We start from the raw sequence: 13,294 nt of genomic DNA, 5'->3' as shown, positions 1-13,294 counted from the left end.
GCGCCCGGTCGGTGCGCTCCAACTCGTGTCCGCCCTACCCCTCTTCCGTCTCTTCCGTCACGACTCGCTTCGGAGAAGTCCGCCCGTGACCCTGCAGATCGTCCATCGGCCCGCCCGCAGCACCCGCCCCCCGGAACCCGCCCGGCCCCGCACGATCGAGCCCCCGCCGAACCTTCCCGAGGGGAAGATCGGCAACGCGGCCACCGCGCTGCTGCCGATGGCCGGCGTCATGGGCTCCGTGGTCATGATGACCGTGATCCGCAACAGCCGGTTCGCGGTGGTGGGCGCGGTCGTGCTGGTCTTCGCGCTGCTGGGCGCGGTGGCGCTGTTCCTGTCGCAGCGGGGCAAGGCGCAGCGCACCCGGCGCACCCAGCGTGAGCGCTACCTGGAGTACCTGGAGGAACTGCGGGAGGAACTCGGCGTCGCGGAGCGCCGGCTGCGGGATGCGGAGCAGGAGCTGAACCCGCCGCCGGACGCGCTGTACGACCTGGTGCGGGACCCCGCCCGGCTATGGGAGCGGCGCCGCCGGGACGCCGACTTCCTGCGGGTACGGGTCGGTCTCGGTGACGTACCGGCTCAGGAGCCGGAGATCCAGCAGAGCGGCGCCGGCGGGGTGCTGACGCCGCCGGACCCGTTCATGCTCAACGAGGCGCGCGCCCTGCAGCGCCGGTTCGCGACGGCCGCCGACGTGCCCTTGACGGTGCCGTTGGACCGGGCGGGGAACGTCAGCGTCGTCGGCGACCGGGAGGACGTCCTGCGGGTCGTCCGGGCCCTGCTGGCGCAGACGGCGGTGACGCACGCTCCCGACGACGTCGCGCTCGCCCTGGCCGTGCCCGGCGAGCGGCTCGCCGAGTGGGAGTGGGCGAAGTGGCTGCCCCACGTGCTGGATCCGCAGGCGCACGACGGTCCGGTGGCCGCCCGCCGTATCGCGCCCGATGTCCGGCAGCTTGCCGAAGGGCTCCGGCACGAGCTGGGCCGGCGGTCCGCGTACGCGGCGGAGGTGCGGCGCGGGCTGGCCGACCGGAGCGCGCTGCGGCTGGCGGGCCGGCTGCTGGTGGTCGTCGACGCCCACGGTGAGCCGGCCGCCGAGCTCCCCCGCCCGGACTCGGCGGTCGGGCTGGCGGACATGGGGGTCACCGTGGTGCACCTCCTCCAGGAGCAGGTGCACGAGCCGGACGAGGTGAGCGTGCGCCTCACCGTCCGGGGCGAGCAGGTGGCCGTCGAGGACGTGCGCGGTTCCTCCGCCGCCGAGGGCGCCGTCGACCCGGTCACCGCGGCCGGGGTGGAGGGCGTCGCCCGGCTGCTGGCCCCGCTGCGGCTGTCGCCGGAGTCCGTCGCCGAGGGAAGCCCCGTCACCGGTCCGGTCGACTTCCCCGCGCTCCTCGGCATCGCCGACCCCGCCGACCTCGACCTGTCCACCCTGTGGCAGCCCCGCGGCGAACGTGAATTCCTCCGCGTGCCCATCGGCCTGACGGCCCGTCACGAACCGGTTCTGCTGGACCTGAAGGAGTCCTCCCAGCTCGGCATGGGCCCGCACGGACTGTGCGTGGGGGCCACCGGTTCCGGCAAGAGCGAGCTGCTGCGCACCCTCGTCCTCGCCCTGGCCGCCACCCACTCCCCGGAGGAGCTGGCACTCGTCCTGGTCGACTACAAGGGCGGCGCCACCTTCGCCCCCTTCGCCGAACTCCCGCACACCGCCGGGATGATCACCAACCTGGAGAACCAGGCAGGGCTCGTCGAACGCGTCCACACCAGCCTCGCCGGCGAGGTCAAGCGCCGCCAGCAGGTCCTGAAGGACGCCGGCAACGTCGCCGACATCGGGCACTACGCGGTGCTGCGCGCCACGGAGCGGCCGGACCTCGAACCGCTCCCGCACCTGTTCGTCGTCATCGACGAGTTCGGCGAACTCCTCACCGCCAAGCCGGACTTCATCGACCTGTTCCTGTCCATCGGGCGCATCGGCCGCTCCATCGGCGTCCACCTGCTGCTGTCCAGCCAGCGCATCGAGGGCGGCAAGCTCAAGGGCCTGGACACCTACCTGTCGTACCGGCTGGGGCTGCGGACCTTCTCCGCCGACGAGTCCCGCACGGTCCTCGACACCACCGACGCCTTCCACCTGCCGCCGCTGCCCGGCTTCGGCTACCTCAAGGTCGACACCTCCACCTACGAACGGTTCAAGGCCGGGTACGTCTCCGGCGCCCACCGCGGCCCGGCGGCGCGCGAGCGGCGCGAAGAGGAGCCGCTCGCCCTGCCCTACCCGGCGTACAACACCGCGGAGCGGGACGAGGAGCCGGAGGAGGAACCCTCCGCCACCCGCCGCGAGACCGGCCCGACCGTCCTGTCCCTCATGGTCGGCGGGCTTGCCGGCGCAGCGCCCGCCGTGCGCCGCATCTGGCTGCCCCCGCTGCCGGACGCCGTCACCCTGGACGCGGCCGCGGGACCGGTCCGGGTCTCCGAGCGCGGGCTGCACCTGGCGCGCGCCACGGGCGGGATGCGGGTGCCGCTCGGTGTGCTCGACGACCCGGCCCGGCAGTGGCAGGGCCGGTGGGAGCTGGACCTGACCACGGCCGGCGGTCACGCGGCCGTGATCGGCGGCCCCCAGTCCGGCAAGACCACACTTCTGCGGACCCTCGTGCTGTCCCTGGCGGTCACCCACACGCCCCGCGAGGTCGCCGTGTACGGGCTGGACCTGGTCGGCGGCGGTCTGTCGGCGCTGGCCGCCCTGCCGCACGTCGGCGGGATCGCCGGGCGGGCCGACCGGGAGCGCGCGGCCCGTACGGTGGCCGAGGTGCGCGCCATGCTCGACGAGCGCGAGGCGGTCTTCCGTGAGCACGGCATCGACTCCGTCGACCAGCTCCGCCGGCTCCGCGCCCAGGGCCGGCTGGAGCAGCTCGGCTCCACCGACGTCGTCCTCGTCGTCGACGGTTTCGGCGCGCTGCGCGACGACTTCGCCGACCTCGACGAGCCGGTCGCCGACCTGCTGAAGCGGGGCGGCGGCTACGGCATCCACGTGGTGGCGGGCATGCTGCGCTGGAACGACGTCCGCATCGCCACCCAGTCGCTCTTCGGCACCCGCGTCGAACTGCGCCTGAACGACCCCGCCGACTCCTCCGTCGACCGCAAGCTCTCCGGGACCCTCGCGCCGGACGTGCCCGGCCGGGTGCTCACCGACGGCAAGCTGTTCGCGCAGGCCGCCCTGCCCCGCATCGACGGCTCGCCCACGACCGGCGACCTGGGCCCGGCCCTGGACGAGGCGGCCCGGACCGTCCGCGCCACCTGGCACGGCGAACCCGCCGCCCCGGTGCGGGTGCTGCCGGCCCGGCTGCCGGCGTCCCGGCTGCCCTCACCGGCCGCCGAACCGCGGCGGATCCCCCTCGGCCTCGACCAGGACGCCCTCGCCCCCGTGCTGCTCGACCTCTTCGGCGGTGACCAGCACCTGCTGGTCCTCGGCGACAACGAGTGCGGCAGGACGAACCTGCTGAAGCTGGTCGTCGCCGGGCTCGTCGAGCGGTACTCCGACGACGAGCTGGTCTTCGGTGTCTTCGACCCGCGCCGCGGCCTGCGCGGCGTCGTCCCGGAGCCGTACCGGGGCGGCTACGCCCACAACGCCACCCTCGCCGCCGCCCTCTCCACGGGCATCGCCGCCGAACTCGACAAGCGGCTGCCGGAGACCGCCGACCCGGACGCACCCGAGACCGGCGAACCCGCGTTCCGGGGCCCGCGGATCGTCATCCTCGTCGACGACTACGACATCCTCACCACCGCCGGACAGCAGCCCCTCGCGCCCTTCCTGCCGTACGTCTCCTCCGCGCAGGACATCGGCCTGCACTTCGTCCTGGCGCGCCGTACCGCGGGGGCCTCCCGCGCGCTGTACGAGCCGCTGCTGACCACCCTGCGCGAGACGGGCACCACCGCCCTGGTGATGGACGGCGACCGCACCGAGGGGCAGCTCTTCCCCGGCCTGTACGCCTCCCCGCAACCGCCCGGCCGCGGCACCCTGGTCCGCCGCGGCCGGCGCCACCAGCTCGTCCAGACCGCGCTGGCCGGGGCCGGGGAGGAGGGAGCGTCATGACCAAGGACGTCATCGCCCTCACCCCGAGGATGCCGGACACCTGGGCCCTGCTGGCCGGCCTGTACGCGGCCGGCCCCGAGGCGGGCGTCACCGCCGGTTCCGGGGGCGCCGTGCTGCGGCTGTGCGCCCCGGACGGCAGGCCCCTCGTGTCGGTGGAGGCCCCGCTGCTGGTCCAGGTCCCCGGGGAGGCCGAACGGCTGCTCGGGCGGGAGGTGCCCGTGCCGTTCTGGTGGACCGAGGCCCGGGCCTCCGGCGCCGTGCCCGGGGCCGAGCGGCTGGCGGGATCGGTGTGCGGGCGGCTCGCCCTGCTGCTGGGCGGCAGCACCTGGCCCGGGACGGCGGGCACCGAGGTCGTGGACGTGCGCGCGGCCGTCGCGCCGGACGACGGGCAGCCGGTCGTGGACGTCCTCACCGACACCACGTCCGTCGTCCTGTCCGACCGGCCCGTCCTGGCCCTGACCACCTGGCTCTCCGAGGTGCTGCGCGGCACGTCCGAGTCGGGCCGGGCCCTGCAGATCGTCACCCCGCCGCACGTCCGGCTCAGTGCCCCGGCCCGCGCCACCCTCCTCCAGGTGCCGGGCCGCTGGGTCGTCCAGGACCCGGCACAGGGCTACTACGACGGACTGTCCGGGGCGGTGCTGCGCTGGCGGGACGGCACGTTCGCGCCCGCGCTCGGGGCGGACGGCACGGCTCCGGTCGCCGAGGCGTTCGGCCGGACGTCCCCGTCGAGCGACCGGCAGCTCGTCGTGGCGTTCCGTACGACGCTCCCCGCGCACGAGGACATCGTCCTGGGCAAGGCGCTCGAGACGGCCTGGCGGGCGCTCACGGGTTCCGCCCCGGCCGGCTGGGGTACCGCGGAACCCGTCAACCTGCCCTGGTCGCCGCGCCGGCTGACCGATCTGGCCCGCGACCGGGCCCCCGAGCCCACCCATCTGCTCGTGACGGGGCACCCCGGCCGGCCCGCACTGGCGTGGATCCGGGTGACGCGCACGACCGCCGGGGTCGAACAGGACGTGACGCTCACCCTCGGGTACGGGGAGGACGAGGAACCGCCCCTGGAGGCGATCACGCCCCTCGCCGGAACCCTCGTCGCCGAACACGGCCTGACGACGATGCTGACCTCGCTGCGGCGGGCCCCCCGCGACCTCACCACGGCACCCGTGCTCCAGGCGCCGACCGTCCCGGTCGCCTTCACCCTGGGCGCGCGCGACGTGCGGGGCATCGGACTCACCCACGCCCGCCGCCCGCCCGTCGCGGTACGGCCCGTCGCCCTGGGGCCCGCCTCCGAGCCGGCCCTGCACTATCCGCTGGGGGACGGGTCGGACGCCGGCGCCCTCGGCACGCTGCACCGCCTGGCGGCGCACCTGCGGACCGGTGTGCCGGGAGAGGGAACGGGGACGGAAACCTGACGGCGCGCGGGACCCGGGCCACGGCACCCGGGGCCCGGGGCGCCGCTCACGGCTCACGGCTCGACGTGCTCCGTGAACCTCCGGGCCGTCTCCGCCAGGACCTCGCGTCCGTCGCGGGCCCACAGCACCTCGTTGAACAGCTCGACCTCGAGCGGATCATCGGCTCCATCCACACCGGGGCCGTCCGCGCGTACGACGTGATCCGGATGCTCTCTCGCGACGGGCGCCCGACCCCGCTCGGCGACGCGATCGCGCACTACGGGCGGGTCGCGAAGACCCTGCACATCCTGCGCCTGGCCGACGAGCCCGGCCACCGAAGGCAGATCAAGGTGCAGGCCAACCTCCAGGAAGGCCGCCACGCGCTCGCCCGGAAGATCTTCCACGGCCGCGCCGGACAGCTCCACCAGCGCTACCAGGACGGCAGGGAGGACCAGATCGGCGCCCTCGGACTCGTCCTCAACGCCCTGGTCCTGTTCAACACCCGGTACATGGACGCCCCCGTCACCCAGCTCCGTGCCGACGGCCACGAGGTCCGGGACGAGGACGTCGCCCGGCTCTCCCCGTTTGTGCGGCACCACGTCGGCATGCTCGGCCGGTACTCGTTCCTCCTGCCCGAGCTGCCCGGCGGACTGCGGCCGCTGCGCGACCCGGAGCGGACCGAGGTGTCAGCAGAGGCGAGGGAGGGGCTTCGAGCACCGCCGCCCCCTCGCCGGTCGGACCGGGGCGTTCTTCTACTCGACTGTTCGGCGCCGGGCGCCCTCCGACTGCAGGGCTGGGCTTACTTGCCGGCGATGCTCCACGTACCGTCGCCGTCCTCGGCGGTGCTGCCGAGGACGGTCCACTCGGCGTCGTCGAAGCCGAGGGCCGCGCGGAGGTAGCCGGAGATCGCGTCGGCGAGGAGGACGACGCGGGCGGGGTCCTCGTCGGTGGTCTCGGCGAGGCTTTCGCCGGCGATGCCGCCCATGGTGTGCTCGGCCTCGGCGAAGGTGAGCAGGCTCTTGGGGGCCGGGCTGAGGTGGTAGGCGTCGGTGAACCACTCCGGCCCCCGGGTGGAGAGCTGCGACTGGTCCTTGCCGCCCGCGATGACCAGGGCAGGGGTGGCCATGGTGGAGAAGTCCGGCTTCATGAACGGGAGGTTCTCGGCGGCGAACGGGGTGAGGGTGTCGCCGGTTCCGGTCGCGGCGATCAGCGCGCCGGCCGACACCGCGGAGTGGGAGAAGTCCTCGCCGGGAACGCCGTCGGCGTCGAGTACGCGGGCACCGAGGATGGCGCCCGCGGTCTGGGCGCCCCAGGAGTGGCCGACCACGGCGATACGCTCACGGTCGACGCGGATCCCCAGGCCCGCCTCGGCCAGAATGTCGCCGAGGTTGTCGAGGATCGCGTGGAGATCGGCTATCCGCACGCGCCAGATGGTGGCGAAGCGCGGGTCGTCCCAGCCGATGGCGTTGCGGCGGGAGTCCAGGTGGGTGGGCTGCACCACGACGAATCCGGCGGCGGCCCACCGGTCGACGAGGGGCTCGTACCCGTCCAGGGACCACCCGTTGCCATGGGAGAAAACGATCACGGGCAGGTTCTGGCCCGACCGGGGAGCGGTGACCTTCACCTGCAGGTCGATGCCGCGGCCAGGCGCGGGAACGGGGATGGGCTTGACCGAGACGATCTGGTGGCCGAGGGGGCGGGAGGACATGAGAGACCTGTGCTTTCTCTGCGGAGCAGCTCTGCCATACTTTGGCGGAGCGACGTTCCGCCAACTTAGCGGAACATTGTTCCGCGAGTAAAGGGAGTCATCCGTGCCGAAGTCGGTCGGGGTACGCCAAGCACAGGCGCAGCGCACCCGCAGCGGCGTACTGAAGGCTGCTGCGGCGGTCTTCGTCGAGCAGGGCGTCCAGGCGCCGGTCCGCGACATCGCCGAACGCGCCGGCGTCGGTGTCGGCACGGTCTACCGGAACTTCCCGACCCGCGCGGACCTCGTCACCGCCGCCTATCGGCACCAGATCGACGCCTGCGCTGCTCTCGCGCCCCGGCTCCTCGAGGAGTCCGCCTCGCCGTTCACCGCACTGACCCTGTGGACGGACGCGTTCGTGGACTTCCTGGTGACCAAGCACGGCCTCGGCGCGGCGCTGGGGTCCGAAGATCCGGGGCTGGAGAACCTCCACGTCCTCATGCTCGACACCCTGGTCCCGGCCTGCGCGACGCTGCTGGACGCCTGCGCCGCCGACGGCGAACTTCGCCCCGGTGTCCCCGCCTACACGCTCATGCGCGCCATCGGAAACCTCTGCATCACCGGCCCCGACTACGATCAGGCCGACGCCAAGCGCATGGTCGCCCTCCTCCTCACCGGATGTCGCAACACGGCATGACAACAGGCCCGGCGCCCGTGCCGCCCGCACCCGCCACGCCGGTCTCCGTCCACTGCGCAAAGTCGCGGCGTGGACCACGGCTGCGTCCACTGCCCACCGACTGGTAGCGGCGCCCTGGAGGGCGCCCGCGCGCGTCCTGTCCCGTCACACCACTGCTCCACCGCGTCCGCGGCACCCGCCAGGCCTCCGAGATCCTGCCGCTGCCGAATCATCACCGCGTCAACTCGGTCTCGGCAGCCCGGCGGATGCCGCAGAGCACCTTGTCGACCGTCGCAGGAACCCTGATACCACTGCTCCAGAGCATCACTCAGCAGTCCGACGATGAGCGTGGTACAGCCGCTCACGCCGCAGGATCGCGCCCTTCTCCCGGTCGGGGCGGCGTCGTACTCGGCGACGGTCCGCAGCTTGTACTCCGCGGAGAACGTCCGCCGCTTCGGACGGGGCGCCGGATCCGGTCCGGAGCTACGGGGGGCGGTGCCGGCCATGCCGGGTGTACTCCTGTCCCGCCCTTCCAGCCTGACCCGGCAAAGCGGGCGTCTCGGTCAAGGCTGCGAGAGAGGGGTCGCGTACTGACGCGAAGGCGAGAGGTCGCACCTGGTCGTCATGAGTCGGGACCCGACCAGCACCGGACGTGAGGGCCGGAATGCCGCACTCCAAGCTTTCGACATCACCTTCGACGGCCGGACCACCGCCGTACGCCGCTGAAGGAATCCGACCGGGTTCCACCGTTCGCCACGCAGACCCACTGGTCGACCCGCCGGCACCGTACGGTACGGACGGGTGGCTGGCGCTGGTGGCCGAGCGTCCGGGCGCCCCACCTGCCGGGTATGGGCCCGGCCCCCAGGAGAGTGCGACCTCCTGAGGGCAGGTCCGTATCGGGCCTGGGGGCGTACGCGCCCCCACCACGGCGTCAGGCGGTGTGCTCGGCGAAGCGGGTCGCCGTCTCCGCCAGTACCTCCCGTCCGTCGCGGGCCCACAGGGCGTCGTTGAAGAGTTCCACCTCGATCGGACCGGTGTAGCCGGCCGTCTCCACGTACCCCTGCCACTCGCGCATGTCGATCGCGCCGTCGCCGATCTGGCCGCGGCCGTTGAGGACGCCCTCGGGCAACGGGGTGGTCCAGTCGGCGAGCTGGAAGGTGTGGATGCGATCTTGCGCGCCGGCGCGGGCGATCTGCGCGGGCGCCGTGTCGTCCCACCAGACGTGGTACGTGTCGACGGTGACGCCGACCTGCCGGGCCGGGAACCGTTCGGCGAGGTCGAGGGCCTGGGCGAGGGTGGAGACCACGCAGCGGTCGGAGGCGTACATGGGGTGGAGGGGTTCGATGGCCAGTCTCACCCCGTGTTCCTCGGCGTGGGGGCCGAGTTCGGCGAGGGCGTCCGCGATGCGTTCGCGGGCGCCGCGCAGGTCCCTGGAGCCGGCCGGGAGTCCGCCGGAGACCAGGACCAGGGTGTCGGTGCCGAGCGTGGCCGCCTCGTCGACGGCGCGGCGGTTGTCGGCGAGGGCGGCGGCCCGCTCGGTGGGGTCGAGGGCGGTGAGGAAGCCGCCCCGGCACAGGGTCGTCACCGTCAGGCCCGCGTCCCGGACCAGTTTCGCGGCCGCGTCGAGCCCGTACGCCTGGACGGGCTCGCGCCACAGGCCGACGCCGGGGACGCCCAGGTTCCGGCAGGCGTCGACGAGTTCCGGCAGGGACAGCTGCTTGACCGTCATCTGGTTGATGCTGAAACGCGCGAGGTCGGCTGTCATGGGGTCACTCCGTACAGGTGCAGCAGGGTCCTCATCCGTTCCTCGGCGAGCTTGGGGTCGGGGAACAGGCCGAGGGTGTCGGCGAGTTCGTAGGCGTGGGCGAAGTGCGGCAGGGAGCGGGCCGACTGCAGGCCGCCGACCATGGTGAAGTGGCTCTGGTGGCCCGCCAGCCAGGCCAGGAAGACCACGCCCGTCTTGTAGAAGCGGGTGGGGGCCTGGAAGAGGTGGCGGGAGAGTTCGACGGTGGGGTCGAGGAGGGCGTGGAAGCCCTGCGTGTTCCCCGTGTCGAGGACACGCACCGCCTCCGCCGCCAGCGGGCCCAGCGGGTCGAAGATGCCGAGCAGGGCGTGGCTGAAGCCCTGGTCGTCGCCCGCGATCAGCTCGGGGTAGTGGAAGTCGTCGCCGGTGTAGCAGCGCACGCCCTGCGGGAGGCGGCGGCGCAGGTCGATCTCGCGCTGGGCGTCGAGCAGCGAGACCTTGATGCCGTCGACCTTGTCGGGGTGGGCGGCGATGACCTCCAGGAAGGTGTCGGTGGCCGCGTCGAGGTCGGACGAGCCCCAGTAGCCCTCCAGTGCCGGGTCGAACATGGGGCCGAGCCAGTGCAGGATCACCGGTTCGGCGGCCTGGCGCAGCAGGTGGCCGTACACCTCCAGGTAGTCCTCGGGGCCGCGGGCGGCGGCGGCCAGGGCGCGGGAGGCCATCAGGATGGCCTGCGCGCCGGACTCCTCGACGAGCGCGAGCTGTTCCTCGTAGGCCGCCCGCACCTCGGCGAGGGTGCCGGAGGCGAGCTGGTCGGTGCCGACGCCGCAGGCGATGAGCCCGCCGACGGCCTTCGCCTCGGCGGCGGAGCGGCGGATCAGTTCGGCCGCGCCCGCCCAGTCCAGGCCCATGCCGCGCTGGGCGGTGTCCATCGCCTCGGCGACGCCCAGCCCGTGCGACCACAGGTGGCGGCGGAAGGCGAGGGTGGCGTCCCAGTCGACGGCGGCGGGCGAGTCGGGGGTGGTGTCGGCGTACGGGTCGGCGACGACGTGCGCCGCGGAGAAGACCGTACGGGAGCTGAAGGGGGCTCCGGAGGTGAGGGCGAGGGGGTCGGTGCGAGGTTCGTACGTGCGCAACGACCCGTCCGGTGCGGGGAGTCGGATGCTCACAGCATGATCTCCGGTACGTCGAGGCGGCGGCCCTCGGCCGAGGACCTCAGGCCCAGCTCGGCGAGCTGGACGCCGCGGGCGCCGGCCAGCAGGTCCCAGTGGTAGGGGGCGTCGGCGTAGACGTGCTTGAGGAACAGCTCCCACTGGGCCTTGAAGCCGTTGTCGAACTCGCCGTTGTCCGGGACCTCCTGCCACTGGTCGCGGAAGGTCTCGGTGGCGGGGATGTCCGGGTTCCACACGGGCTTCGGGGTGGCGGAGCGGTGCTGGACGCGGCAGCCCCGCAGCCCGGCGACCGCGGAGCCCTCGGTGCCGTCGACCTGGAACTCGACGAGTTCGTCGCGGTGGACGCGGACCGCCCAGGAGGAGTTGATCTGGGCGATCGCGCCGCCGTCGAGCTCGAAGACGCCGTAGGCGGCGTCGTCGGCGGTGGCGTCGTAGGGCTTGCCGTTCTCGTCCCAGCGCTGCGGGACGTGGGTGGCGGTGAGGGCCTGGACGGACTTCACCCGGCCGAACAGCTCGTGCAGGACGTACTCCCAGTGCGGGAACATGTCGACGACGATGCCGCCGCCGTCCTCGGCACGGTAGTTCCAGGAGGGGCGCTGGGCGTCCTGCCAGTCGCCCTCGAAGACCCAGTAGCCGAACTCGCCGCGCACGGACAGGATCCGGCCGAAGAAGCCGCCGTCGATCAGGCGCTTCAGCTTGAGCAGGCCGGGGAGGAAGAGCTTGTCCTGGACGACGCCGTGCTTGACGCCGGCCGCGTTCGCCAGCCGGGCCAGTTCCAGGGCGCCGTCGAGGCCGGTGGCGGTCGGCTTCTCGGTGTAGAGGTGCTTGCCGGCCGCGATCGCCTTCCTGAGGGCCTCCTCGCGGGCGGAGGTGACCTGGGCGTCGAAGTAGATGTCGACGCTCTCGTCGGCGAGCACGGCGTCCAGGTCGGTGGAGACGTGCTCCAGGCCGTGCCGTTCGGCCAGTGCGCGCAGCGCGTGCTCGCGGCGGCCGACCAGGATCGGTTCCGGCCACAGCACGGTGCCGTCACCGAGGTCGAGGCCGCCCTGCTCGCGCAGGGTCAGGATGGAGCGGACGAGGTGCTGCCGGTAGCCCATCCGCCCCGTCACACCGTTCATGGCGATACGCACCGTCTTGCGTGTCACGTCGTTCCCTTCGTACGCGGTCCCCGCGCGCCGCGCACGCCCCACCCGTCACGCACCGGCCGGCGATCGGCGGCCGGGGGCGCGGGGACTGGTGAACGCCACAGCAAGCGCTTTCTATGTAGCTAGAAGCTAGCCTCTGAACGGCGGTCCGGACAAGAGCACGGAGAACCCGACTTGTTCGAGGGGGCGAACAACGGAGCGTGGGGCCATAGGGTCTGCTCGACGGGCGCCCCGGGAACCACGGCGAGGGGCCCGGCGTGGACGACGACGAGACGACCTGCGCGACCGGAGGACGAGACATGACGGTGACCCTGGCGGACGTGGCGGCCCGCGCGCAGGTCTCCCCCGCGACGGTGTCGCGCGTGCTGAACGGGAACTATCCCGTGGCCGCCTCCACCCGCGAGCGGGTGCTGAAGGCCGTGGACGACCTGGACTACGTGCTCAACGGCCCCGCGAGCTCCCTGGCCGCCGCCACCTCCGACCTGGTGGGCATCCTGGTGAACGACATCGCCGACCCGTTCTTCGGGATCATGGCGAGCGCGATCCAGTCCGAGATCGGGGGTCCGGGCGGGCGTGCGGGCGGGGAGAGACTCGCGGTCGTGTGCAACACGGGCGGCACCCCGGAGCGCGAGCTGACGTACCTGACGCTGCTGCAGCGGCAGCGGGCCGCGGCGGTGGTGCTGACCGGCGGCGCCATCGAGGACGCCCCGCACCGGGCGGCCATGGACGCGAAGCTGCGCAAGCTGGCGGACGCCGGGACCCGGGTGGTGCTGTGCGGCCGGCCGCCGGCGCCGGACACCGGGGCGATCGCGCTGACCTTCGACAACCGCGGCGGCGGCCGGGAGCTCACCGAGCACCTGATCGGGCTCGGCCACCGCCGCCTCGGCTACATCGCCGGCCCGCGGGAGCGCACCACCACGCGCCACCGCCTCGAGGGGCACCGGGCCGCGCTCGCCGCGCACGGTATCGAGGAGGACCCCCGCTGGACCGTCCACGGCCGCTACGACCGCCGGTCCGGCTACGAGGCCGCCCTCGAACTCCTGCGCAGGGACCCCGCGCTGACCGCCGTGGTCGCCGCGAACGACTCCGTCGCGCTGGGCGCGTGCGCGGCGCTGCGGGACTCCGGCCGGACGATCCCCGACGACGTCTCGGTCGCCGGTTTCGACGACCTGCCGTTCAGCATCGACGCGGTGCCCGCCCTGACGACGGTACGGCTGCCGCTCGCCGAGGCGGGGGCCCGGGCCGGCCGGATCGCGATGGGCCGCGAGGAGCCGCCGCCCGGGGACATCGCGTCCATCCGGGGCGAGCTGATGGTACGGGGGTCCTCCGGGCCGCCCAGGGGGTGAGCGGGGGCACGCGGGTCCCGCCGCGTGTACGGGATGCGTCGGGTGCACGGGGCCCGTCGAGTGTGCA

8 protein-coding genes and 2 pseudogenes are annotated in these 13,294 nt (G+C 73.6%); 5 read left to right on the top strand and 5 right to left on the bottom strand.

Going from position 1 to position 13,294, the window contains the following annotated elements:
- Positions 1–85: 85 nt before the first annotated feature.
- Complete coding sequence (eccCa, locus tag ACTWJ9_RS21715; RefSeq protein ID WP_443294644.1) at positions 86–4,072, top strand: type VII secretion protein EccCa; 3,987 nt, start codon at positions 86–88, stop codon at positions 4,070–4,072.
- Positions 4,069–5,481, top strand: a complete 1,413-nt coding sequence (locus tag ACTWJ9_RS21710; protein WP_443294643.1) for a DUF6177 family protein — start codon at positions 4,069–4,071, stop codon at positions 5,479–5,481. Before eccCa ends, ACTWJ9_RS21710 begins: the two co-directional genes overlap by 4 nt.
- A 53-nt stretch (positions 5,482–5,534) precedes the next feature.
- Here ACTWJ9_RS21710 and ACTWJ9_RS21705 read toward each other — a convergent pair.
- A pseudogene (locus tag ACTWJ9_RS21705) lies at positions 5,535–5,648 on the bottom strand (sugar phosphate isomerase/epimerase); the annotation flags it as partial.
- Between ACTWJ9_RS21705 and ACTWJ9_RS21700 the strand changes: the two are divergent.
- Positions 5,625–6,143 (top strand): annotated as a pseudogene (locus ACTWJ9_RS21700) (Tn3 family transposase); the annotation flags it as partial. The pseudogenes ACTWJ9_RS21705 and ACTWJ9_RS21700 sit on opposite strands and share 24 nt — an antisense overlap.
- Positions 6,144–6,259: 116 nt before the next feature.
- On the opposite strand, the gene ACTWJ9_RS21695 reads toward ACTWJ9_RS21700, so the two are convergent.
- Positions 6,260–7,168: an alpha/beta hydrolase family protein gene (locus tag ACTWJ9_RS21695; RefSeq protein ID WP_443294642.1), complete on the bottom strand. Its 909-nt coding sequence runs from the start codon at positions 7,166–7,168 to the stop codon at positions 6,260–6,262.
- A 103-nt stretch (positions 7,169–7,271) separates the two neighbouring features.
- On the opposite strand from ACTWJ9_RS21695, the gene ACTWJ9_RS21690 reads away from it, so the two are divergent.
- Entirely contained in the window at positions 7,272–7,841 is a 570-nt protein-coding gene (locus tag ACTWJ9_RS21690) for a TetR/AcrR family transcriptional regulator (protein WP_387038118.1), read from the top strand.
- A 910-nt stretch (positions 7,842–8,751) separates the two neighbouring features.
- Here the strand turns inward: ACTWJ9_RS21690 and ACTWJ9_RS21685 are convergent.
- From ACTWJ9_RS21685 to ACTWJ9_RS21675, 3 genes are read right to left on the bottom strand one after another with little or no spacing between them, the layout of a single operon-like run.
- Entirely contained in the window at positions 8,752–9,585 is an 834-nt protein-coding gene (locus ACTWJ9_RS21685) for a sugar phosphate isomerase/epimerase family protein (protein WP_443294641.1), read from the bottom strand.
- A complete protein-coding gene (locus tag ACTWJ9_RS21680) occupies positions 9,582–10,733 on the bottom strand; it encodes a dihydrodipicolinate synthase family protein (protein ID WP_443294640.1) in 1,152 nt (383 codons plus the stop codon). The genes ACTWJ9_RS21685 and ACTWJ9_RS21680 overlap by 4 nt, the downstream gene beginning before the upstream one ends.
- Positions 10,730–11,881 (bottom strand): Gfo/Idh/MocA family protein, encoded by a 1,152-nt coding sequence (locus ACTWJ9_RS21675; RefSeq protein WP_387038124.1) that lies wholly within the window; start codon positions 11,879–11,881, stop codon positions 10,730–10,732. Before ACTWJ9_RS21675 ends, ACTWJ9_RS21680 begins: the two co-directional genes overlap by 4 nt.
- 299 nt (positions 11,882–12,180) lie before the next feature.
- Here ACTWJ9_RS21675 and ACTWJ9_RS21670 point away from each other — a divergent pair, with 299 nt between their 5' ends.
- Complete coding sequence (locus tag ACTWJ9_RS21670) at positions 12,181–13,227, top strand: LacI family DNA-binding transcriptional regulator (RefSeq protein ID WP_279335897.1); 1,047 nt, start codon at positions 12,181–12,183, stop codon at positions 13,225–13,227.
- Positions 13,228–13,294: the final 67 nt, after the last annotated feature.

Source organism: Streptomyces sp. GDS52 (genome assembly GCF_052246875.1).
GTDB lineage: Bacteria > Actinomycetota > Actinomycetes > Streptomycetales > Streptomycetaceae > Streptomyces > Streptomyces cathayae.
This window is presented reverse-complemented; position numbering and strand designations above follow the sequence as displayed.

Excerpts from the sequence above, each read along its gene's own strand:
- ACTWJ9_RS21710 (WP_443294643.1), top strand. The coding sequence starts at position 4,069 with ATGACCAAGGACGTCATCGCCCTCACCCCGAGGATGCCGGACACCTGG.
- ACTWJ9_RS21695 (WP_443294642.1), bottom strand. The coding sequence starts at position 7,168 with ATGTCCTCCCGCCCCCTCGGCCACCAGATCGTCTCGGTCAAGCCCATC.
- ACTWJ9_RS21685 (WP_443294641.1), bottom strand. The coding sequence starts at position 9,585 with ATGACAGCCGACCTCGCGCGTTTCAGCATCAACCAGATGACGGTCAAG.
- ACTWJ9_RS21670 (WP_279335897.1), top strand. The coding sequence starts at position 12,181 with ATGACGGTGACCCTGGCGGACGTGGCGGCCCGCGCGCAGGTCTCCCCC.